The sequence below is a fragment of the Pseudidiomarina marina genome (assembly GCF_044807045.1).
GTDB lineage: Bacteria > Pseudomonadota > Gammaproteobacteria > Enterobacterales > Alteromonadaceae > Pseudidiomarina > Pseudidiomarina marina.
In genome coordinates this window covers 2,052,301-2,074,685 of the sequence record NZ_CP085233.1, presented here as the reverse complement: position 1 = coordinate 2,074,685, position 22,385 = coordinate 2,052,301, and the positions used below count along the sequence as shown (strand labels likewise).

Below are 22,385 nucleotides of genomic sequence, written 5' to 3'. Positions count from 1 at the left end.
GTGCTTGTATCAGGCAGGAAGTAAAGGAACGTGGAAACCACATAATTATGTCGAAACCAGATTTTTATGAAGTGCTGGGTGTCAGCAAAGATGCCAGTGAACGCGACATCAAAAAAGCCTACAAAAAGTTGGCGATGAAGTACCATCCTGACCGTACCAAAGGCGATAAAGACCTCGAGATGAAATTCAAAGAGGTGCGTGCGGCGTACGAAGTATTATCAGATCCGCAAAAACGTGCGGCTTACGATCAATATGGTCATGCTGCATTTGAGCAAGGACAAGGTGGTTTTGGTGGTGGTGCAGGCGCCGCTGATTTTGCAGATATTTTTGGTGATGTGTTCGGTGATATTTTTGGTGGTGGCGGCCGTCGGGGGCGAGCGCAAGCGCAACGTGGCGCCGATTTACGCTACAACCTCGAACTTAGCTTAGAAGAAGCGGTTCGTGGCAAAGAAGTTGAGTTGAAAATACCGAAATTAAGCACTTGTGAAGACTGTGATGGTAGTGGTGCTAAAGCGGGTAGCGGAGCTGAAACTTGTAGCCATTGTCATGGTTCAGGTCAGATTCAAATGCGTCAGGGCTTTTTTGCGGTACAACAGCCATGTCCACACTGTCGAGGTCGCGGCAAAGTAATCAAAGACCCTTGCCGCACGTGTCACGGTGAAGGGCGGGTTGAGCGCACCAAAACCCTATCAGTTAAGATTCCAGCAGGCGTTGATACAGGCGACAGAATTCGCTTAAGTGGCGAAGGTGAAGCAGGTGAGATGGGCGCGCCGGCTGGCGATTTGTATGTGCAAGTGCATGTGCGTGAGCACCCAATCTTTGCACGTGATGGAAATAATCTATACTGTGAAGTACCACTTAGTTTCACTCGCGCCGCTTTGGGTGGAGACATCGAAGTACCAACCCTTGAAGGTAAAGTGAAACTGAAAGTTCCTGCCGAGACACAAACTGGTAAGTTGTTCCGTTTGCGTGGCAAAGGTGTGAAATCAGTTCGCACAGGCGCGGTAGGCGATTTGATTTGCAAAGTAGTGATTGAAACGCCGGTAAATTTATCGGAGCAACAACGCGACTTATTGCGTGAACTTGAAGAATCGATGGGCACAGGCGAAGAGGCGGGCAAGTATCGGCCGAAAGAAAAGGGCTTCTTTGATGGTGTCCGCAAATTCTTCGACGACCTTCGCGGATAACACAACAAAAGCGATATTGGCTATTTGATATTTGATATTAGAACTGATGTTCGAAACTCTTGCTAATATCCAATATCTATTAGCTAATATCGCAGTTGCATTTAGGAGGGGTTATGGGTCATTGGATGAAAATCGGTATTGCCGCCTTAGCGAGCAGCCTAATACTAAGCGGATGCACTGAGTCGCCGACTGGGCGTAGTCAGTTGATGCTATTTTCCAGTGGTCAATTAGCCTCTTTGGGTGACGATAGCTACGCCCAATTAAAAGCGAAAGAAAAAATTAGTACCGATGCACGCACGAATGCTTACGTGCGTTGTATCACTGATGATTTGATTGCAGTTTTGCCAAGTCCTTGGCGAGATAGACAGTGGGACGTTACTGTATTCGATAGTGAGCAGGTAAACGCGTTTGCGCTACCCGGCGAAAATATCGGGGTGTATTCAGGGCTTTTAAAAATAGCTGAAAATCGGCATCAGTTGGCGGCGGTTATTGGTCATGAAATTGCCCACGTCATCGCTGACCACGGGAATGAGCGGATGTCGAATCAGTTTGCCGTTGGCATAGGTTTACAGGTCGGTTCCGTCTTGGTTTCTGAAAATCTTGATAGCGAAACCGCGGCATTGGCAATGGCTGCGCTCGGTATTGGTGCGCAAGTTGGCGTTTTGTTGCCGTACTCACGTGTTCACGAAAGTGAATCAGATCAGTTAGGTATGGATTATATGGCAGCGGCCGGTTACAACCCAGCCGAAGCTGCTAATTTGTGGCGGAATATGGCCAAAATTGGCGGTGCTAATACGCCTGAATTTCTCTCAACGCATCCTTCACCACAGTCTCGTATTCAGGCATTAGAGGCGTATGCGCCTAAGGTTCAGGAGCTTTATCAGCAGGCAGCATCACAGCGCCGCAAACCGCTCTGCACCCTTTAAAAGCAAGTACGATATTAGCTATTAGATATTAGCTATTAGCGCCTATGTATCGGCTATTTTGGGTTAATCTAATATCCAATAGCTAATATCCCTTTTGCATTTTTAGCTCGCGAGTTTCATTAGAATTAAGCCTGCGACAATCAATGCGGCAGCTAACAGCCTCAGGGGCGTGACAGGTTCGCCGAGAAACCAGATACCTACTGCAAAAGCGCCTACCGCTCCAATTCCTGTCCAAATTGTGTAGGCCGTTCCGAGCGGAATAGTGCGCATGGCTACGGCAAGTAGCCAGAAGCTAATGAGCATCGCAATAATTGTGATGGTGGTAGCGAAGGGGCGAGTAAAGCCAAATGATTGCTTCATTGCAAACGCCCAAATAATTTCAAAAACACCTGCAGTAAAAAGATAGAGCCAAGCCATAGGGCGCTCCTGTTTTCCAGCGCCAGGTCGTCCTGGTCAGTTATCCCTTAGATAATTCGAGTGGGCCCAGATTGGGAGAGGTCGTCCTCTGCTGAGAATTCTATCACTCGGTTATAAGTCAGTCCAAAATGAACTAAAGCACGTCTGCCAGCGTTAGTACAATACAGCGCAAGAACGATATTAGCTATTGGATATTAGATATCAGAGCTCATGTATCGGGTATTTGTGTTTTAACCAATATCTAATATCCAATAGCTAATATCGAAATTGAATTTTCAAGAGGTGTTATGTTTAAGGCTTGGTTTGCAATTCCATTTTGGCAGCGTGTACTTGGTGCTTTTGCGCTAGGTGTAATCATTGGTGTGGCGCAGCCTGAAGCCGCGCAAGCACTGCGTCCGCTAGGCACGTTGTTTATCAACGCGCTGAAAATGTTGGTGGCGCCGTTAATTTTCTTCGCCATTGTGAGTGCTATTTTGCAGCTTGGTAGCGGCGAAAAGGCTGGCAAAATCGGCGTGCAGACCATTGGTTTGTTTCTGCTGACGGCGGTCATAGCCAGTTTAATTGGATTATCTGTTGCGCAACTGTTAGACATTACCCCATCGCCTGATTTGGTTGCTGACAGTAATTACCAGCCTAAAGATGTGCCAGGGCCCATTGACGTATTTTTAAATTTTATTCCGACCAATCCAATTGCGGCATTGGCTGAAGGTAATGTCATTCAGATTGTGGTATTCGCTGCTCTTGTAGGTGTAGCAATTAATCAGTTGGGCGACGCAGCGAAGCCGTTTGGCGATGTCATGAAGGCTGGCGCTCAGGTGATGTATCGCATTACCAAGATGGTGCTTGAACTAACGCCGTTCGGCGTGTTGGGCTTGATGGCTTGGGTTGTCGGGCACTATGGATTAGCCAGCTTGACGCCGTTGGCGGCGTTTATTGGTGCGATTTATCTGGCATGTATTCTGCATATTGTATTGGTGTATGGCACCATGGTTCGTTTAGCCGGTATGTCGCCTTGGTTTTTCTTTAAATCGGTGTTCTCAGCGCAATTGGTCGCTTTTACAACCTGCAGTAGTTTCGGCACAATTCCGGCGGCGCACCAAGCGATTACGGAAAAATTGGGTGTTCAGAAAGAGTACGCTAGCTTTGTACTGCCCCTAGGTGCAACCATTAATATGGACGGTTGTGGTGGGATATACCCAGCGATTGCCTCTATCTTTATTGCACAAATTTACGGTATTCCGCTAGACTGGGCAGACTACATGTTGATTACGTTGACAGCTACGTTAGCGTCAGTGGGTACGGCAGGCGTACCTGGAACGGCGATGGTTATGTTAACAGTGACGCTGAACGCTATCGGATTACCGCTGGAGGGTATTGCGTTCATTGCTGCGATTGATCGCATTATCGATATGGCGCGAACCGCAACAAACGTGACCGGCGACATGGCTGTATCTGTCGTTCTCGGTAGAAGCAATCAGCAAGCACAGCCATCATCAAGCAACGCTCAACAAATAACCAATAACGATTAACGAATAACGATTAACGAGGAATTATGAAGCTAGGGATACTAGGTGCCAGCGGACGGATGGGGCAAGCCGTGATTGCCAACGCATCACGCCTCAACGCAACGGTAACAGCTGCGGTTGTCGGCGACCAATCTAGCCGCTACGGCGAGCCCATTTATCCCAACGTAGCTGAAGCTGGCGTGCGTTTTCAGCATGCCGGAGAGGTAAAGCCCGAGCAAGTGGATGTTTTTATCGATTTCTCGCTACCACAAGCGCTAGAAAATAATATCGCGCTAGCCAAACGACTTCGCGTTCCGCTTGTTGTTTGTACAACAGGGTTAAGCGAGCAGCAACATACGTTATTGGCGCAAGCTGGGCAGTCAATGCCAATTTTATATGCGGCAAACACGAGTGTAGGAATCACCTTGCTGCGACAATTGGTACAACTTACGGCAGCGGCTTTGCCGGATACCGATATTGAAATTTTTGAAGCTCACCACAGTGCGAAGCGTGATGCGCCATCAGGCACTGCGGTGGTACTTGGTGAAAGCGCCGCAGCGGGACGTGGTAAACGTTTATCAGAGCTCTCTGCTGGGGTGCGCGGCGATGGCGTGCGGGAACCTGGCTCTATCGGTTTTTCGGTGGTGCGTGCGGCTGATATTATTGGCGAGCACACGGTTTTGTTTGCGCATCCAGGCGAGCGTATTGAATTAACCCATCGTGTCAGTAATCGTCAAATTTTCGCGCGTGGTGCCGTGCAAGCTGCAGAATGGTTGAAAGATCAGCCTTCGGGCTTGTATAGCATGGCTGATATGCTGCAATTAAAAACACTTTTGAAACAATTAATCTAGTCGAACAGGCTGGTGCTAGGTCTTTGTACAAATCACCAATTTTCAGTTTACGAAACGGCCGATTTTCTGTAGAATACGGTCAATTTGCCAGTAACATTTCGGGCAAGCTGAAACGCGCACTCCACTGGTACTCAGAAATGCGATTTTTAAATCACAATTTTTGAATATCCGACGCTGGTGCAAGGTAATCAACGGGGAAGTCATTTTTTGATTCACCCGTTTTTTTATGTACGGAGGTTAACCTTGAGTATTCTAGCGAGCCACTCAGCAAGTAAAGCCATTTTGGTACTTGCCGATGGGACTGTTTTTCACGGCACGGCCATTGGCGCCGGCGGTACCGCAGTTGGTGAAGTTGTTTTTAACACCGCCATGACCGGTTACCAAGAAATTCTCACCGACCCCTCCTACGCAGAACAGATCGTTACCCTTACTTATCCCCACATTGGCAATTACGGCACAAACCACGAAGATGAAGAATCTAATCGCGTGTGGGCGAAAGGATTGATTATTCGTGAAATGTCGTTGAAAGCGAGTAACTTCCGTCGTGAACAGTCACTGGGAGATTACCTGCGTCAACGTAACGTTGTGGGTATTGCGGACATTGATACCCGCAAACTGACACGCATTTTGCGTGAAAAGGGTGCGCAAAATGGTTGCATCATGGCTGGTGAAATTGACGTGGAAAAAGCGCTTGAACTCGCGCAGAACTTCCCAGGCTTAAAGGGCTTAGATCTTGCGAAGGAAGTCACGATTCGCACACCAGTTGAATGGACCAGTAAAAGCTGGAAGCTCGGTCAAGGTTTTAGCGAGCTAACGGACCCGAAATTCCACGTGGTTGCCTACGATTATGGCTGCAAACGCAATATACTGCGGTTGCTCGCTGATCGTGGCTGTAAAGTGACAATGGTCCCTGCACAGACACCAGCAAAAGATGTGCTAGCGATGAAGCCCGATGGTGTGTTCTTGTCGAACGGCCCTGGCGACCCCGAACCGTGTGATTACGCGATACAAGCGATTCAGGAAATTATTGAAGCGCAAGTACCTATTTTCGGCATTTGTTTAGGTCACCAGTTGCTGGCTTTAGCAAGCGGTGCGCAAACCGTAAAAATGAAATTAGGTCACCATGGTGCCAACCATCCTGTGCAAGACTTGGCAAGCGGACGCGTCATGATTACCAGTCAAAACCATGGTTTTGCGGTAGATGAAACAACCTTGCCTGATAATCTTAAGGCGACCCATAAATCACTATTTGACGGTACCTTACAGGGTATTGAGCGAACGGATGTGAAGGCATTTAGCTTTCAAGGACACCCAGAAGCGAGCCCTGGCCCGAATGATGCGGCCCCGTTATTTGACCACTTTATTGAATTGATGAGCCAGTAACTATGCCAAAACGTACCGACATTAAAAGCATTCTAATTCTTGGTGCTGGTCCGATTGTAATCGGCCAAGCCTGCGAGTTCGACTACTCTGGTGCTCAAGCCTGTAAAGCGCTACGTGAGGAAGGTTACCGGGTAATTTTGGTGAACTCGAATCCAGCTACCATCATGACCGACCCTGAGATGGCTGATGTGACTTACATTGAGCCGATTCACTGGGAAGTGGTTGCGAAAATTATTGAGGTTGAACGCCCTGACGCCGTGTTACCAACCATGGGTGGTCAAACAGCGCTTAACTGTGCACTAGAACTTGATAAGCACGGCGTATTGGAAAAATATGGCGTCGAAATGATTGGCGCTAATGCGGATGCCATCGATAAAGCGGAAGATCGCGACCGCTTCGACAAGGCGATGAAATCGATCGGTCTTGAAACGCCAAACGCGAAAGTTGCGCACAATTTACAAGAAGCCTTTGAGATTCAAGAAGAGTTCGGCTTCCCATTGATTATTCGTCCAAGTTTCACCATGGGTGGCAGCGGCGGCGGTATCGCCTATAACCGTGAAGAGTTTGAAGAAATTTGCCGTCGCGGTTTAGATTTATCACCGACCAAAGAATTGCTCATTGACCAATCATTAATTGGTTGGAAAGAATACGAAATGGAAGTGGTACGTGACCGTGCAGACAACTGCATTATCGTATGTGCCATTGAAAACTTTGACGCCATGGGCATTCATACCGGTGACTCCATCACCGTCGCACCATCACAAACCTTAACCGACAAAGAATACCAGTTGATGCGTGACGCAGCGATGGCTGTATTGCGTGAAATTGGTGTTGAAACCGGTGGTTCAAACGTTCAGTTTGGTGTTTGTCCTGATACTGGTCGTATGGTCGTGATTGAGATGAACCCACGGGTATCACGTTCATCTGCGTTAGCATCGAAAGCCACTGGCTTCCCAATTGCGAAAGTTGCAGCGAAATTGGCTGTTGGTTATACCCTTGATGAACTTGAAAATGAAATCACGGGTGGTGTGACGCCAGCTTCGTTTGAACCTGCGCTAGATTATGTTGTTACCAAAATCCCTCGCTTCAATTTCGAGAAATTTGCAGGCTGTAATGACCGCCTAACCACCCAAATGAAATCGGTGGGTGAAGTGATGGCCATTGGTCGTAACCAGCAAGAATCATTGCAAAAAGCGCTGCGTGGTTTGGAGATCGGCGTATCAGGGTTCGACCCGATGGTCGACATTAACGACCCTGAAGCCCGCGGAAAAGTGATTCGTGAGCTGAAAGAACCAGGTGCCGAACGTATTTTCTATATTGCCGATGCATTTCGCTTAGGCATGACGGTTCATGAAGTATTTGAGCTGACGCGCATTGATGAATGGTATCTCATTCAGATTGAAGAGATTGTGCTGCTTGAAGAAGAAGTACAAAAGCTCGGCATGGCAGGCTTAGATGCTCATGCCTTACGTTTATTGAAGCGTAAAGGCTTCGCTGACAAGCGCATCGCGGACTTACTCGACGTGGCCGAAACAGAAGTTCGTCGACGTCGTAATGAACTGGGGATTCACCCGGTTTATAAGCGCGTGGATACTTGCGCGGCAGAATTCCGCTCAGACACGGCGTATATGTACTCAACGTATGACGAAGAGTGTGAGGCTGCGCCAAGCGACAAAGATAAAATCATGGTTATCGGTGGTGGTCCAAACCGCATCGGCCAAGGTATTGAGTTTGACTACTGTTGCGTGCACGCAGCCCTAGCGTTACGTGAAGACGGTTACGAAACAATTATGGTGAACTGTAACCCTGAAACCGTTTCAACCGATTACGATACGTCGGACCGTTTGTATTTTGAACCAATTACTCTGGAAGACGTGTTGGAAATTGTGCGCGTCGAAAAACCAAAAGGTGTGATTGTTCAGTACGGCGGCCAAACGCCATTGAAATTAGCGCGTGAACTTGAAGCGAATGGGGTGCCAATCATTGGTACGTCGCCGGATGCAATTGACCGCGCAGAAGATCGTGAACGCTTCCAAAGTGCCGTACGCCGTTTAGGTTTAAAACAACCAGAAAATGCGACAGTTACCAAAGTTGATGAAGCGTTACGTGAAGCTGAACGTATTGGCTATCCGTTAGTTGTGCGTCCGTCATACGTGCTAGGCGGTCGTGCAATGGAAATTGTCTATGACGAGAGCGACTTATTACGTTATTTGACTGATGCTGTAAAAGTTTCGAATTCAGCACCAGTATTACTCGATCGTTTCTTAGATAACGCGATTGAAGTAGACGTTGATGCGATTTGTGACGGCAAAGATGTGCTCATTGGCGGTATTATGCAGCACATTGAACAAGCGGGTGTTCACTCTGGTGACTCGGCCTGTTCGTTACCGCCGTACTCATTAAGTGACAAGATTCAAGATGAGTTACGCGAGCAGATGAGTAAGTTAGCATTTGAACTCGGCGTAAACGGCCTGATGAACGCTCAATTTGCCATTAAAGATGACGAGATTTACCTCATTGAGGTGAATCCGCGTGCTGCTCGTACAGTACCGTTTGTGTCGAAAGCAACTGGGCTACCACTAGCTAAAATTGCGGCTCGCGTTATGGTCGGCCAGTCGTTGGCTGAGCAAGGCTACACCGAAGAAGTGATTCCACCGTATTACTCAGTGAAAGAAGTGGTGATTCCATTTGCGAAGTTCCAAGGTGTCGACCCAATTCGCGGACCCGAAATGCGCTCGACTGGTGAAGTTATGGGCGTTGGCGAGAGCTTTGAAGAAGCTTACGCTAAAGCGAATCTTGGAGCTGGTGAAGCTTTAGCGAAAGCTGGTAAGGCATTATTGTCGGTACGTGACGGCGATAAAGCGCGTTTGTTTGATTTAGCGCGCGGACTCATCGGTTTAGGCTTTAACCTCGAAGCCACTCGCGGTACAGCAAAATTGCTGAACGACGATGGCATCGCCTGTTCCGTCGTGAACAAGCTACAAGAGGGGCGTCCGAATATTGTTGATGCAATTAAGAACGGCGAGTACAGTTACATTATTAATACGGTTGAAGGGCGTCAGGCAATAGAAGACTCGGTTTATATTCGCCGCGAAGCGCTCTTGAATAAAGTAACGTATACCACAACATTAAATGCAGCGTTTGCCACAGTGAAAGCTAACACCGCCGATGATCGTGCGCGTGTGAATTCACTTCAATCATTGCACAAAAGGGTTTTAGAACGATGAATCAGATTCCAATGACCACCCGTGGCGCGGAGATGCTGCGGGAGGAATTGAAGCGCTTAAAAACTGAAGATCGACCGCGTATTATTCAAGCGATCGCCGATGCGCGTGAGCATGGCGATCTTAAAGAAAATGCCGAATATCATGCAGCGCGTGAGCAGCAAGGCTTTTGTGAAGGTCGAATTCAGGAAATTGAAGCGAAGCTTTCCAATGCGCAAATTATTGATGTGACCAAAGTGCCGAATCAAGGCAAAGTGATTTTTGGTGCAACGGTTACGGTGTATAACACAGTTACCGATAAAGAGATGACCTATCGGATTGTCGGTGACGACGAAGCTGATATAAAACAGAATCTTATTTCAATCAATTCACCGATTGCGCGTGCGCTTATCGGTAAAGAAATTGATGATGTTGCTCGTGTAAATACACCTAACGGCGAAGTTGAATATGAAGTTGTGAAGGTTGAATATATTTAGCGACCGGTACCAAGTTATATCAATTAGTCTTTTAACAGCGCGACCAGTTCGCGCTGTTTTTGTTTGCGCTGTTCCGCTGTCATCGGCTGGTGATGATACGCATCGATATCTGGAAATACCTCATCAATCTCCATACCCAATGCCTTCGCAATCGCTAATGCAACGGGCTGGGAGCGCGCTTTACGCGATGCTACCTTAGAGACCAGTGATGGGCTCTTACCCAACGCTTCTGCGATCATTGAAAAATCAAAACCGCGACGCATTAATTCCTTTTTGATTTGTTTACTGTCCATCAGGTATAGTGCTTATCTGTTCAAGTGTAGTGAATTACAAGTTCACAAAGAACTCTAAAAACAACTCAATTTAAGGTTAAATCTGTCATTTGATATTAAAAATGAAGCAAAACCACTCAAATGACAGGTTGGATAAAATAGACCACAGACTATGGCTAAAAGCAACTTTGATTTGCCAGACATTGATACCTGCATCGAGCGTTTAAAGCTGGTATCTAAACAGACTACAGCGAGCGCTGTTATGCGTTGGTTAGGGCTACCGGAAAGCACCTACAGTAATTGGAAGCGCCGAGGTTCAATCAATTACGATCGAGTCATTGAAGGTTTGTTGCGACAGAATGTGTCGTTAGATTGGTTGTTTGCACCCAATGTCGAATTGTTTTACCCCAATGTGAGTTTAACGGTCACAGAAAAGGATGGGGTGGCGTACTCGACCCCGTCGGTAGCTGATACTCTAAAAGCGCTGGAGTTTGTTGAACCGATAATGGAACAGCATCAGGTTCCAATGACCGAACAAAACCGTCAGTTCATGGCTGAAACCTTTTTTAAAAGGCGTGGTGATGCCATGTTATTAGAGACAGCGCTGCACCAAGTTGCATTAGCTCTCGCTACAGCGCAAAAAGAGAAGTAATAACAAAAAATTATGCGCGAGGTAGCTGAATTTTTGCAGCAGGACTTGGCTTATACATGGTCAGAATTTTCCCGACCACTTGTACTTTTGTAGCGCCGGTATGCGCGATAATCGTCGCATAAATTTGCTCACGCAATTCGCGATCTTCATCCGGCACCTTTACTTTAATTAATTCGTGGTGTTCGAGCGCCAACTCAATCTCTGCCATCACGCCCTCTGTAAGGCCATTAGCGCCTAATAACACCACTGGTTTCAGTGAATGAGCCAATGATTTTAAGTGCTGTTTTTGTTTATTGCTTAAGGTTACGGCCGTTGCCATGTAATATATCCCATCGAATGACTTGAATTTCCGCTATTCTACCGCCATCTGGGTAGAAGAAGCCAGTTTGGTAAGAGAAACATGACGAAAAAACGCTCCGCCAGCAGCAAACGTTGGCTCCAAGAACATTTTAGCGACCATTATGTGCAAAAAGCACAGAAAAAGGGGTATCGCTCACGTGCTGTATTTAAAATAGAAGAAATACAGCAGAAAGATAGAATTTTAAAGCAAGGGCAAACCGTGGTCGATCTCGGGGCGGCGCCTGGTGGCTGGTCGCAGTTTGTGGTGGATTCGTTGCACGGGAACTGTGAAGTCATTGCGTGCGATATTTTACCGATGGACCCAATCGCTGGTGTCGATTTCCTAGAAGGTGACTTTCGCGATGAGGAAGTTTTAAAGGCGCTATTGAGCCGAATCGGCGGCAAAAACGTAGATGTAGTCTTGTCAGATATGGCACCAAATATGAGTGGGAATGATAATGTTGATCAGCCACGTTCCATGTATCTCGTTGAATTAGCGTTGGATATGTGTCATCAGGTATTGAAACCAAATGGCAGTTTTGTCGTCAAAGTATTCCAAGGTGAAGGTTTTGAAGAATTTTTGAAAAACGTCCGTGCTGCATTTAAAACAGTGAAAACGCGTAAACCAGATTCATCGCGAGCCCGTTCACGAGAAGTGTATCTGGTAGCGACCGGTTACAAACTGTAGTACCCTGTAAGGCGTGCTACAAATGCAAACAAGAGGTAGTCAGCTTTGAGCGATATGGCAAAAAATCTCATTTTATGGCTGGTCATAGCCGTTGTTTTAATGACTGTATTCAACAATTTCAGTCAAAGCGGCGCTAATGGTCAACAAGTCGCGTACAGCCAATTCATTAACCAAGTTCACAATGGTGGTGTACGTTCGGTTGATATTGATGGGCGGATGATCACGGCACAATCGCGCAGTGGTGAACAATTTACCACGGTTGTCCCAACGCAGTACGATCCAAAACTATTGGATGACTTGCTCGAGAACAATGTTGAAGTAAACGGTAAGTTGCCAGAAGAACCAAGTGTATTGGCACAAATCTTTATTTCATGGTTCCCAATGTTGCTGTTGATTGGTGTGTGGATATTCTTCATGCGTCAAATGCAGGGCGGTGGTGGCCGTGGCGCGATGTCGTTCGGCAAGAGCAAAGCGCGTTTGATGAGCGAAGATCAAATTAAAACTACTTTTGCTGATGTTGCAGGCTGTGATGAAGCAAAAGAAGAAGTAAGTGAGTTAGTTGATTACCTGAAAGATCCAACCAAGTTCCAACACCTCGGTGGCAAAATTCCGAAAGGTGTCTTGATGGTCGGTCCTCCAGGTACTGGTAAAACATTGCTTGCGAAAGCGATTGCCGGTGAAGCGCGAGTGCCATTTTTCTCGATTTCAGGTTCTGATTTCGTCGAAATGTTTGTTGGTGTCGGTGCGTCACGTGTTCGCGATATGTTCGAGCAGGCGAAGAAAGCCGCACCATGTATCATTTTTATCGACGAAATAGATGCAGTGGGTCGTCAGCGTGGTGCCGGTTTAGGCGGTGGTCATGATGAGCGTGAGCAAACCTTGAACCAAATGCTCGTTGAAATGGATGGCTTTGAAGGCAACGAAGGTATTATCGTCATTGCTGCAACGAACCGTCCGGATGTTCTTGACCCAGCGTTATTGCGTCCAGGCCGTTTCGACCGTCAAGTTGTTGTCGGTTTGCCAGATGTGCGTGGCCGTGAACAAATTTTGAAAGTTCATATGCGTAAAGTTCCGCTTGGCAAAGATGTTGATGCATCGGTTATTGCCCGTGGTACACCGGGTTTCTCGGGTGCCGATTTGGCGAACTTAGTGAATGAAGCGGCGTTATTTGCAGCGCGCGGTAACAAGAAAGTTGTTGCCATGGAAGAGTTCGAGAAAGCCAAAGATAAGATTATGATGGGTGCGGAGCGCCGCTCCATGGTGATGACCGAAGAAGAGAAAGCGATGACCGCCTATCATGAAGCTGGGCACGCCATTGTTGGACGTTTAGTGCCAGAGCATGACCCTGTGTATAAGGTATCGATTATTCCACGTGGACGCGCGCTTGGCGTTACCATGTACCTGCCAGAACAAGATCGCGTAAGTCACTCCAAACAACATTTGGAAAGTATGATTTCGAGTTTGTTTGGTGGGCGAATTGCCGAAGCATTAATTTATGGCGATGAAAAAGTGACGACCGGAGCATCGAATGATATCGAGCGGGCAACGCAAATTGCACGGAAAATGGTCACCCAATGGGGTCTATCTGAGAAAATGGGACCGTTGCTTTACGCTGATGATGAGAACGAGGTATTTTTAGGTCGTTCGGTAACGCAACACAAACACATGTCGGACGAGACCGCACGAGCGATCGACCAAGAAGTGAAATTGTTTATTGATCGTAACTACGATCGAGCAAAACGAATCTTGGAAGAAAACATCGATATCTTGCATACCATGAAAGATGCGTTGATGAAGTATGAAACCATTGATGCGGATCAAATTGATGACTTAATGAACCGCCGCGATGTGCGTGAGCCACGAGATTGGCAAAAACGCGATAATAATAAGTCGGGCGGCGACGATGGCAAGGCTGAGGATAGCCAACCAGTGTCGACGAGTAAACCAGCTGGTGATACACCGGCAAGTTAATCAGTTGATAAAGCCCCGTCATGCGGGGCTTTTTTTTGAATAAAGTTAAGGTATGACTGATGGCTGACACACGCACACACATAGAGGTGATGGGCATTTTAAATGCCACACCCGATTCGTTTTCAGATGGCGGTAAATTTTATCACGTTGACCATGCGTTAAGGCAGGCTGAACAAATGGTTCAAGATGGCGCGGCTTGGTTAGACGTTGGTGGTGAGTCGACACGTCCCGGCAGTGAAGGGGTAAGCGTGGCGGAAGAGCTAGATCGCGTATTGCCCATCATTGAAAGATTACAAGCCAATTTCGATGTGCCAATTTCGGTGGATACTTGTAAAACGGCCGTGATGGCTGAAGCGCTGAAATTAAACATTGCAATGATAAATGACATTAACGCGTTGCGCGACGAGGGTGCAGAGCAATTATTAGCATCAGCGCCTGATGTAAAGGTTTGTCTGATGCACATGCAGGGTGAGCCACGTACAATGCAGCACGAACCGCGTTACGATGACGTTGTCAATGATGTGAAGCAGTTCTTGGATGGCCGCGTGAGAGCGTGTGTGAATGCTGGAATACAAAAAAATAACATATATCTCGATCCAGGCTTTGGCTTTGGTAAATCAGTCAGGCATAATTACCAGCTGCTACAAAGACTGCAGGCATTCCACGATATGCAATTACCATTACTCATTGGAATGTCACGTAAGTCAATGATCGGTCATGTGACTGGGCGTGAAGTGAGTGAACGCTTAGCAGGTAGTATTGCCGCGGCAACGATTGCCGCAATGAAAGGGGCACAGATTATTCGTGTGCATGATGTCAAGGAAACGGTTGATGCAATGAAGGTTGTTGCAGCAACCTTGGCGGGAGAATTCGCTTGAGTCAGCGTAAGTATTTTGGCACCGACGGTGTACGTGGTCGCGTCGGTGATTTTCCGATTACACCAGATTTCGCTGTGAAACTTGGTTGGGCAGCCGGCACGGTATTGTCGGCTAGTGGTAATCAGCGTGTATTAGTTGGTAAAGATACCCGTTTATCGGGTTATATGTTGGAGTCAGCGTTAGAAGCCGGATTATTATCGGCGGGCGTGAGTGTCGAGTTTCTAGGGCCAATGCCAACGCCGGCAGTCGCTTATTTAACACGTAATTTCCGTGCAGCTGCAGGAATCGTGATTAGCGCATCACACAACCCTTATTACGATAACGGTATCAAGTTCTTCTCTGATTCAGGGAGTAAATTACCTGACAGTGTTGAGGCTGAAATAGAGCGCCTCTTAGATGAACCTATTCGCTGCGTACCTTCAGAAAACATGGGGCGCGCAAGTCGAATAGATGATGCGCCGGGTCGATATATCGAGTTTTGTAAGAGCGTATTCCCATCTGATTTATCGCTAAAAGGGCTACGAATTGTTGTGGATTGTGCGCATGGCGCAACTTACCATATTGCGCCCGATGTATTGAAAGAGTTAGGTGCCGATATTTGGGAAATTGGGACCGAGCCGAATGGCGTCAACATTAACGAAAAATGCGGCGCGACCCATCTCGATGCATTGCGCGATAAAGTTATAGAAGAAAAAGCCGACCTTGGCTTTGCGCTTGACGGTGATGGCGACCGCATCATGATGGTTACAGCCAGTGGTCGCATTGTTGATGGTGATGATATTATTTACATTTTGGCGCGTGCAGCCCAGCAAGATGGCTTGTTACAAGGCGGGATTGTTGGCACCTTGATGAGCAATTTTGCACTGGAAAAATTCTTCACTGACCGCCGTATTCCGTTTGTTCGGGCGAAAGTTGGTGACCGTTATGTAATGGAAGAACTGGTAAAGCGCGATTGGCGTATCGGTGGTGAAAATTCCGGGCATATAATCAATCGTCAGTTCCACAGTACCGGTGACGGCATTATCGCAGGTTTGCAAGTACTAACTGCGATGCAGCGTGAAGGGCGCACCTTAGATGAATTGCTGGAAAACTTTGTTAAATTCCCACAGGCGTTGGTGAATGTACGATTTAACTCGGACTCTGATCCGTTAGAAGACGACACGGTGAAAGCAGTCGTTCAAGAGGTAGAACGTGCGTTGGGTAACAATGGTCGGGTGTTATTGCGTAAGTCAGGTACCGAGCCACTGATTCGCGTTATGGTGGAAGGCAAAGACGCAAAAACTGTACGCAAATTCGCCGAAGAAATAGCCAGCGAAGTTGAAGCGGCTAGTAATTAACCAGTGAAGCATTATTTCCGCATTCACTGCTTGTAAGTTGCGGCGAGGTTATGTAATATCTCGCCGCTCTCAACGAAGTCAGAGGTTTAGATGCAACGCCAACCGTTAGTTATAGCTAACTGGAAAATGAACGGTGACCGTCAATTGGTCACGGCCATGGCTGAAGCACTTCGCGACAGTTCAGCGCAACATGCGGATGTTAGTGTGGTGGTATGCCCACCGGCCGTATTATTGCCAGCTTGGCAACAAGCTGCGTTTTACGACAACATCCAACTTGGTGCTCAAGATGCCAATGAGAACGCAAGCGGCGCCCATACGGGTGAACACAGTTTAGCGTTACTGGCGGAAGCCGGCGCAAGTGTTGTGTTGGTTGGTCACTCTGAACGTCGTCAATTCTACGGCGATAACGCGCAACGAATTGCTGCCAAAGTGAATCAGATTCTTGATGAGTCTGCAATGACGGTGGTGCTTTGTGTTGGTGAGAGTGCAGAGCAACGTAAGCAGCAGCAAACGTTTGACGTGGTTGCAGCACAGTTAGCCGAAGCATTGGCTGCGCGTAGCAACTGTGAGCGTTTAGTGATTGCTTATGAACCAGTTTGGGCAATTGGAACCGGTTTAACCGCGAGTCCTGAACAAGCGCAAGAAGTGCATGCTTTTATTCGTAACTGGTTAAGTGAAAAATTCGGGCCTTCAGGCATTAACCTACAGATATTGTATGGTGGTAGCGTGAAGGCTGACAATGCCGAGCAGTTGTTTGCTCAGGCGGATATTGATGGTGGTTTGATAGGCGGCGCTAGCTTAGTCGAAGATCAATTTGTTGCGATTTGCAACGCTGCACAAGCCCGGAGTAAATAAGTTATGTACGAAATTTTATTGATTGCATACTTAATTGTTGCCTTAATTCTGATTGGTTTCATCATGATCCAACAGGGTAAAGGAGCTGATATGGGCGCGTCATTTGGTGCTGGAGCATCGAATACCGTGTTCGGTTCAAGCGGCTCAGGTAACTTTTTAACCCGTACGACTGCAATTTTAGCTGTTGTTTTTTTCATTCTTAGTTTGGTGCTCGGTAACCTGTCTTCAGGTAACGGCGATACCAAGAGTAACTTTGATGAAATTGAAGTGCCGGTTGAAGAAGTTCCAGCTGTTCCAACGAACGACAGTGACGTTCCTGGCGGCAATTAATTAAACGCTTTTAGCGTTCAAGTTTTGCGGATGTGGTGGAATTGGTAGACACGCTATCTTGAGGGGGTAGTGCTTTCGGGCGTGCGGGTTCAAGTCCCGCCATCCGCACCAAATTAGCAACCGGCCACGGTTGCGGTTTCAAGTCGAAACCCTTATAATATGGACACGTTTTCGGACGCGGGGTGGAGCAGTCTGGTAGCTCGTCGGGCTCATAACCCGAAGGTCGTAGGTTCAAATCCTGCCCCCGCAACCAATTACAAAAGGGTCCAGTGTTTTAAAAGCCCCGCAGCAGTTCGGGGCTTTTTACTATGTGACCTTTGCTGCGGCAAACTAATTTTGATGTATTAGTTTGAGTTGGCAGTCAATAACACTGGGCGTTTACGCCCTTTTTTGTTTTTAGGAGTTAGCAAACTTGGCTCGAATGGAAGACCGTTTATTTGACATGTTAGAACCGGCAGTTGCCGCCTTAGACTTCACCTTATGGGGTGTTGAATTCGTGCGCGCCGGCAAACACTCAACATTACGCGTATACATTGACCACGAAGATGGGGTCAGTGTGGATAATTGTGCTGACGTTAGTCATCAGGTTAGTGCAATTTTGGACGTTGAAGATCCAATTAAGAGTGAGTACTTCCTTGAGGTCTCCTCGCCAGGCATGGAGCGTCCGTTCTTCAAAGCCAGTCAGTATGCTGACTATTTAGGCGAAACGGCAGCGGTTGAGCTGACGATGGCGCAACAGGGAAAACGTAAATTTAAAGGCGTAATTGCCGCAGTAGATGGCGATTATATTGAATTCAATATTGATGGCGAGACGCTCAAAGTAGCGCAATCATCAATTAAGAAAGCTCATTTAGTTCCTCAGTTCAACTAAGGATTGCGTAGGCGAGGCAAAACAATGGCAAAAGAAATTTTATTGGTTGCAGAAGCGGTTTCAAACGAAAAAGACGTGTCAAAAGAGAAAATCTTTGAGGCGCTTGAATCTGCGCTTGCGCACGCAACTAAAAAGAAATACGAAGGTGATATCGATGTTCGCGTGAGTATTAATCGTCAAACGGGCGAATTTGATACGTATCGTCGTTGGTTAGTGGTTGACGACAGTGAGCAACCGCTAGAGCACCCATATCGCGAAATTAGCTTAGCTGCAGCTCAGTATGAAGATGAGACAGTTAACGCCGGCGATTATGTTGAAGAACAAATTGATTCAATTGAATTTGACCGTATTACCACGCAAACCGCAAAGCAAGTCATCGTACAAAAAGTACGTGAAGCTGAGCGGGCAAAAGTTGTTGACGAATACCGCGACCAGGTCGGTGAATTGGTTAGCGGTATTGTAAAGCGCGCGACGCGTGAACACGTGATTCTTGATTTGGGTAACAACGCGGAAGCGATTATTTATCGTGAAGAGTTATTGCCACGCGAATCATTCCGCGCTGGTGACCGTGTACGCGGTTTGTTGTATGACGTGCGTCCAGAAGCTCGTGGTGCGCAATTATTTGTCAGCCGTACACACCCAGACTTCTTGATTGAGTTGTTCCGTATTGAAGTGCCAGAAATTGGCGAAGAAATGATTGAAATTCGTGGCGCAGCGCGCGATCCAGGATCACGTGCAAAAATTGCTGTGAAAAGTAACGACCGCCGTATTGACCCTGTTGGTGCGTGTGTCGGTATGCGTGGTGCACGAGTTCAAGCGGTATCGGGAGAGCTTGGTGGTGAGCGCGTTGATATCGTATTGTGGGATGATAACCCAGCGCAATTTGTTATTAATGCGATGGCACCTGCTGAAGTTGCGTCAATTGTTGTTGACGAAGAAGCCCACACCATGGATATCGCGGTAGAAGAAGGTAATTTGGCACAGGCTATCGGTAAAGCTGGACAGAACGTGCGTTTGGCTAGCCAGTTAACTGGTTGGCAGTTAAACGTGATGTCAGTTGATGAATTCACCGAGAAGAACCAAGCTGAAGCGCAAAAAGTTTTAGATTTGTTCACATCGAAACTCGATATCGATGAAGACTTTGCTTCTGTACTTGTAGACGAAGGCTTCTCGACACTTGAAGAAATCGCTTATGTACCAGTCGATGAGTTATTAGACATCGAGGGTATGGATGAAGATATCGTTGAAGAATTGCGTACTCGTGCGAAAGCCGTATTAACGACGCAAGCATTAGCTAACGAAGAATCATTAGAAAGTGCTGAACCAGATGAAACGTTGTTAAACCTTGAAGGTTTAGATCGCCATTTAGCTTATGTGTTCGCAAGTCGTGGCGTCATTACCTTGGAAGACCTTGCTGAGCAAGGCATCGATGATTTAGCCGGAATTGACGAGTTAACCGAAGAGCGAGCAGGCGAGCTGATTATGCAAGCACGTAATATCTGCTGGTTCGGTAACGAAGAATAAGATCAACGGGGGTACTAGAGACTATGGAAGAAGTAACGCTGGATAAACTAGCTAAAGACGTCGGTACGACAGTTGATCGTTTGGTGCAACAGTTTGCGGAAGCAGGCATGAAAAAGCAGCCAGGCGACCGTGTCAACGAAGATGAAAAACAGGCCCTGTTAGCCCATTTAAATAAATCGCATGGTGGTAGTGGTCCAAGTGAGCCTGCCAAGATGACGTTGAAGCGAAAAGAAAAAAGCACGTTAAGCATTGGTGGTGGCCCAGGCCGCAGTAAATCAGTGCAAGTTGAAGTGCGTAAAAAACGTACTTACGTGAAGCGTTCTGCGCTTGAAGAGCAGCAAAAAGCGGATCAAGAAAAAGCAGAGCAAGAGCGTTTAGCGGCTGAAGCGAAACGCAAAGAAGAAGAAGCAAAAGCTGCAGCGGAAGCGAAAGCAAAAGCTGATGCGAAAGCTGCAGAAGAAAAAGCGAAGCAGGAAGCTGCACGTAAAGAGAAAGAAAAAGCGAAGGCGAAAGCTGAAGCTGAAAAACGTGCGGCAATGACACCTGAAGAGCGTAAGAAAGCTGACGAAGCAAAAGCAGAAGCTGAGCGTTTACGTAAAGCGCAAGAAGAAGAAGCGCGTAAAAAAGCTGAAGCAGAAGCGGCACGTCAAGCTGAAGAAGCGCGTCGCTTAGCAGAAGAAAACGAAGCGCGTTGGCAAGAAGAAGAAGCCAAACGTAAAAAAGCTGAACAAGAAGAAGTTCACTTTACCACCTCACAGACGGCGCAAGCCGCTGAAGATGAGCAAGACGAAGGTGAAGAACGTCGCGCGCGTCGCAATAAAACGAAACGTCGTGGCAAAGACGATGAACGTGATGAAGCACCGCGTCGTGAAAAGCGTCGTAAAGGTTCTAAGCGCTCGTCGTTGCAGCATGGTTTTAATAAGCCAGCGGCACCAGTTGAGCGTGAAGTGAAGCTTGGTGAAACCATTACTGTTGGTGAGTTAGCGAACCGTATGGCGGTGAAGGCTGGCGAAGTGATCAAAACCATGATGAAAATGGGCGAAATGGTCACGATTAACCAAGTATTAGACCAAGAAACGGCCTCTTTGGTTGTTGAAGAAATGGGTCATAAAGTGGTGTTGGTGAGCGAAAACGCGCTTGAGCAAGAAATTCTTGCCGACCGTGATGAAGATAACAACCAACATCAGGTTTCACGTGCGCCAGTTGTTACTGTGATGGGTCACGTTGACCATGGTAAAACGTCATTACTTGACTACATTCGTAAAGCGAAAGTGGCAAGTGGCGAGGCCGGTGGTATTACCCAGCACATCGGTGCATACCACGTTGAAACTGACCACGGCATGATCACATTCTTGGATACCCCAGGTCACGCAGCGTTTACTTCAATGCGTGCTCGTGGTGCCAGTGCGACCGATATCGTTATCTTGGTTGTTGCCGCGGATGATGGCGTGATGCCACAAACTTTGGAAGCAATTCAGCACGCAAAAGCTGCTGGTGTTCCAGTTGTGGTTGCAATCAACAAAATGGATAAGCCAGAAGCCGATCCTGACCGTGTCAAGAATGAACTAGCGCAACGCGATGTAATCCCTGAAGAGTGGGGCGGTGACGTGATGTTCGTACCTGTATCTGCACATAGCGGTGAAGGTATTGAGCAGTTACTTGAATCCGTCTTGTTGCAAGCTGAAGTGCTTGATCTAAAAGCTAACGCGAGTGGTATGGCAAAAGGTATTGTGATTGAGTCGCGTCTTGATAAAGGGCGCGGTCCGGTTGCCTCAGTGTTGGTTCAAGAAGGTACTTTACGCCAAGGCGATATCGTTCTTTGTGGTCTTGAATATGGTCGTATTCGAGCCATGCGTGATGAAAACGGTAAAGAAATTAAAGAAGCCGGTCCATCGATTCCGGTTGAGATTCTCGGCTTATCGGGCGTACCGCAAGCTGGTGATGAAGCGACCGCTGTAAAAGATGAGCGTAAAGCACGTGAAGTGGCAAATTATCGTCAAGGCAAATATCGTGAAATTAAGCTAGCGAAACAGCAGAAAGCGAAGCTAGAAAATATGTTTGCGAATATGGCTGAAGGCGACGTGAAAGAATTGAACGTTGTATTGAAATCAGATGTACAGGGTTCTTTGGAAGCGATTGCCGATTCATTGATGAAGCTATCAACGGACGAAGTGAAGGTAAACATTATTGGTAGCGGCGTTGGTGGTATCACAGAAACTGACGCATCGTTAGCAAGTGCTTCCAACGCTATCGTTGTTGGCTTTAACGTACGTGCTGATGCTTCAGCGAAACGCGTCATTGAGCAAGAAGCCGTTGATTTACGCTACTACAGCGTTATCTATGATTTGATTGACGAAGTTAAAGCGGCCATGGGTGGCATGCTTTCGCCTGAGTTCAAGCAGCAAATCATTGGTTTGGCAGAAGTTCGCGATGTATTTAAGTCACCGAAGATTGGCGCTATTGCTGGTTGTATGGTTACTGAAGGTGTCGTGAAACGCTCAGCACCAATTCGTGTTCTTCGTGATAACGTGGTTATTTTCGAAGGCGAGCTTGACTCGTTACGTCGCTTCAAAGATGACGTACAAGAAGTTCGTAACGGCATGGAATGTGGTATTGGCGTGAAGAACTATAACGACGTGAAAGTCGGCGACCAAATTGAAGTATTTGAAACAGTTCAAGTAGAGCGGAGCCTATAAACC

At 47.2% G+C, this 22,385-nt stretch carries 20 protein-coding genes and 2 tRNA genes; 19 read left to right on the top strand and 3 right to left on the bottom strand.

What is annotated here, in order from left to right; all coding sequences use genetic code 11:
- Positions 1-47: 47 nt before the first annotated feature.
- Complete coding sequence (dnaJ, locus tag LG272_RS09980; RefSeq protein ID WP_126759169.1) at positions 48-1,187, top strand: molecular chaperone DnaJ; 1,140 nt, start codon at positions 48-50, stop codon at positions 1,185-1,187.
- A gap of 113 nt (positions 1,188-1,300) precedes the next feature.
- Positions 1,301-2,113, top strand: coding sequence for a M48 family metallopeptidase (locus tag LG272_RS09975; protein WP_404408287.1), 813 nt, complete (start codon positions 1,301-1,303; stop codon positions 2,111-2,113).
- 102 nt (positions 2,114-2,215) lie between these two features.
- Here LG272_RS09975 and LG272_RS09970 read toward each other — a convergent pair whose 3' ends face one another.
- A complete protein-coding gene (locus LG272_RS09970) occupies positions 2,216-2,530 on the bottom strand; it encodes a multidrug efflux SMR transporter (protein WP_126759168.1) in 315 nt (104 codons plus the stop codon).
- Positions 2,531-2,817: 287 nt separating this feature from the next.
- On the opposite strand from LG272_RS09970, the gene LG272_RS09965 reads away from it, so the two are divergent.
- From LG272_RS09965 to greA, 5 genes are all read left to right on the top strand, one after another.
- On the top strand, positions 2,818-4,059 hold the full coding sequence (locus tag LG272_RS09965) for a dicarboxylate/amino acid:cation symporter (RefSeq protein ID WP_126759167.1): 1,242 nt from the start codon (positions 2,818-2,820) through the stop codon (positions 4,057-4,059).
- 23 nt (positions 4,060-4,082) lie between these two features.
- Positions 4,083-4,886 carry a 4-hydroxy-tetrahydrodipicolinate reductase gene (gene dapB / locus LG272_RS09960; RefSeq protein WP_404408285.1) on the top strand — a complete coding sequence of 268 codons (804 nt, stop codon included), beginning with the start codon at positions 4,083-4,085 and terminating at the stop codon, positions 4,884-4,886.
- A 243-nt stretch (positions 4,887-5,129) separates the two neighbouring features.
- Positions 5,130-6,269, top strand: a complete 1,140-nt coding sequence (gene carA / locus LG272_RS09955) for a glutamine-hydrolyzing carbamoyl-phosphate synthase small subunit (protein ID WP_126759165.1) — start codon at positions 5,130-5,132, stop codon at positions 6,267-6,269.
- A gap of 2 nt (positions 6,270-6,271) precedes the next feature.
- Positions 6,272-9,496, top strand: a complete 3,225-nt coding sequence (gene carB, locus LG272_RS09950) for a carbamoyl-phosphate synthase large subunit (protein WP_126759164.1) — start codon at positions 6,272-6,274, stop codon at positions 9,494-9,496.
- Positions 9,493-9,969 (top strand): transcription elongation factor GreA, encoded by a 477-nt coding sequence (gene greA, locus LG272_RS09945; RefSeq protein WP_126759163.1) that lies wholly within the window; start codon positions 9,493-9,495, stop codon positions 9,967-9,969. The genes carB and greA overlap by 4 nt, the downstream gene beginning before the upstream one ends.
- Positions 9,970-9,992: 23 nt before the next feature.
- Here greA and LG272_RS09940 read toward each other — a convergent pair whose 3' ends face one another.
- Positions 9,993-10,262 carry a helix-turn-helix domain-containing protein gene (locus LG272_RS09940; protein WP_126759162.1) on the bottom strand — a complete coding sequence of 90 codons (270 nt, stop codon included), beginning with the start codon at positions 10,260-10,262 and terminating at the stop codon, positions 9,993-9,995.
- 151 nt (positions 10,263-10,413) lie between these two features.
- Here LG272_RS09940 and LG272_RS09935 point away from each other — a divergent pair, with 151 nt between their 5' ends.
- A complete protein-coding gene (locus tag LG272_RS09935) occupies positions 10,414-10,893 on the top strand; it encodes a helix-turn-helix domain-containing protein (RefSeq protein ID WP_126759161.1) in 480 nt (159 codons plus the stop codon).
- Positions 10,894-10,903: 10 nt separating this feature from the next.
- Here the strand turns inward: LG272_RS09935 and yhbY are convergent, their stop codons facing one another.
- Entirely contained in the window at positions 10,904-11,212 is a 309-nt protein-coding gene (gene yhbY, locus LG272_RS09930; protein WP_126759160.1) for a ribosome assembly RNA-binding protein YhbY, read from the bottom strand.
- An 81-nt stretch (positions 11,213-11,293) separates the two neighbouring features.
- On the opposite strand from yhbY, the gene rlmE reads away from it, so the two are divergent.
- From rlmE to infB, 11 genes are all read left to right on the top strand, one after another.
- The gene (gene rlmE, locus LG272_RS09925) at positions 11,294-11,920 is read left to right on the top strand and encodes a 23S rRNA (uridine(2552)-2'-O)-methyltransferase RlmE (RefSeq protein WP_404408281.1); all 627 of its coding nucleotides are present in this window, start codon (positions 11,294-11,296) and stop codon (positions 11,918-11,920) included.
- Between the two features lie 45 nt (positions 11,921-11,965).
- Positions 11,966-13,891 carry an ATP-dependent zinc metalloprotease FtsH gene (gene ftsH / locus LG272_RS09920; protein WP_126759158.1) on the top strand — a complete coding sequence of 642 codons (1,926 nt, stop codon included), beginning with the start codon at positions 11,966-11,968 and terminating at the stop codon, positions 13,889-13,891.
- Between the two features lie 59 nt (positions 13,892-13,950).
- On the top strand, positions 13,951-14,769 hold the full coding sequence (gene folP / locus LG272_RS09915; protein WP_126759157.1) for a dihydropteroate synthase: 819 nt from the start codon (positions 13,951-13,953) through the stop codon (positions 14,767-14,769).
- Entirely contained in the window at positions 14,766-16,106 is a 1,341-nt protein-coding gene (gene glmM, locus LG272_RS09910) for a phosphoglucosamine mutase (RefSeq protein WP_404408278.1), read from the top strand. Before folP ends, glmM begins: the two co-directional genes overlap by 4 nt.
- Positions 16,107-16,196: 90 nt before the next feature.
- Positions 16,197-16,961, top strand: a complete 765-nt coding sequence (tpiA, locus tag LG272_RS09905) for a triose-phosphate isomerase (protein WP_404408276.1) — start codon at positions 16,197-16,199, stop codon at positions 16,959-16,961.
- Between the two features lie 3 nt (positions 16,962-16,964).
- Positions 16,965-17,291 carry a preprotein translocase subunit SecG gene (gene secG, locus LG272_RS09900; RefSeq protein ID WP_126759154.1) on the top strand — a complete coding sequence of 109 codons (327 nt, stop codon included), beginning with the start codon at positions 16,965-16,967 and terminating at the stop codon, positions 17,289-17,291.
- 26 nt (positions 17,292-17,317) lie between these two features.
- Positions 17,318-17,402: transfer RNA gene (locus LG272_RS09895), tRNA-Leu, on the top strand.
- Between the two features lie 65 nt (positions 17,403-17,467).
- Positions 17,468-17,544 (top strand) — tRNA-Met (locus tag LG272_RS09890).
- Between the two features lie 159 nt (positions 17,545-17,703).
- Positions 17,704-18,162 (top strand): ribosome maturation factor RimP, encoded by a 459-nt coding sequence (gene rimP / locus LG272_RS09885; protein ID WP_126759153.1) that lies wholly within the window; start codon positions 17,704-17,706, stop codon positions 18,160-18,162.
- Positions 18,163-18,186: 24 nt separating this feature from the next.
- Complete coding sequence (gene nusA / locus LG272_RS09880) at positions 18,187-19,686, top strand: transcription termination factor NusA (protein WP_126759152.1); 1,500 nt, start codon at positions 18,187-18,189, stop codon at positions 19,684-19,686.
- Between the two features lie 23 nt (positions 19,687-19,709).
- Complete coding sequence (gene infB / locus LG272_RS09875; RefSeq protein ID WP_126759151.1) at positions 19,710-22,382, top strand: translation initiation factor IF-2; 2,673 nt, start codon at positions 19,710-19,712, stop codon at positions 22,380-22,382.
- Positions 22,383-22,385 lie beyond the last annotated feature (3 nt).

Coding starts and splice junctions, on each gene's coding strand:
- dnaJ (WP_126759169.1), top strand. CDS start 48: ATGTCGAAACCAGATTTTTATGAAGTGCTGGGTGTCAGCAAAGATGCC.
- LG272_RS09975 (WP_404408287.1), top strand. CDS start 1,301: ATGGGTCATTGGATGAAAATCGGTATTGCCGCCTTAGCGAGCAGCCTA.
- LG272_RS09970 (WP_126759168.1), bottom strand. CDS start 2,530: ATGGCTTGGCTCTATCTTTTTACTGCAGGTGTTTTTGAAATTATTTGG.
- LG272_RS09965 (WP_126759167.1), top strand. CDS start 2,818: ATGTTTAAGGCTTGGTTTGCAATTCCATTTTGGCAGCGTGTACTTGGT.
- dapB (WP_404408285.1), top strand. CDS start 4,083: ATGAAGCTAGGGATACTAGGTGCCAGCGGACGGATGGGGCAAGCCGTG.
- carB (WP_126759164.1), top strand. CDS start 6,272: ATGCCAAAACGTACCGACATTAAAAGCATTCTAATTCTTGGTGCTGGT.
- greA (WP_126759163.1), top strand. CDS start 9,493: ATGAATCAGATTCCAATGACCACCCGTGGCGCGGAGATGCTGCGGGAG.
- LG272_RS09940 (WP_126759162.1), bottom strand. CDS start 10,262: ATGGACAGTAAACAAATCAAAAAGGAATTAATGCGTCGCGGTTTTGAT.
- LG272_RS09935 (WP_126759161.1), top strand. CDS start 10,414: ATGGCTAAAAGCAACTTTGATTTGCCAGACATTGATACCTGCATCGAG.
- yhbY (WP_126759160.1), bottom strand. CDS start 11,212: ATGGCAACGGCCGTAACCTTAAGCAATAAACAAAAACAGCACTTAAAA.
- rlmE (WP_404408281.1), top strand. CDS start 11,294: ATGACGAAAAAACGCTCCGCCAGCAGCAAACGTTGGCTCCAAGAACAT.
- folP (WP_126759157.1), top strand. CDS start 13,951: ATGGCTGACACACGCACACACATAGAGGTGATGGGCATTTTAAATGCC.
- tpiA (WP_404408276.1), top strand. CDS start 16,197: ATGCAACGCCAACCGTTAGTTATAGCTAACTGGAAAATGAACGGTGAC.
- secG (WP_126759154.1), top strand. CDS start 16,965: ATGTACGAAATTTTATTGATTGCATACTTAATTGTTGCCTTAATTCTG.
- nusA (WP_126759152.1), top strand. CDS start 18,187: ATGGCAAAAGAAATTTTATTGGTTGCAGAAGCGGTTTCAAACGAAAAA.
- infB (WP_126759151.1), top strand. CDS start 19,710: ATGGAAGAAGTAACGCTGGATAAACTAGCTAAAGACGTCGGTACGACA.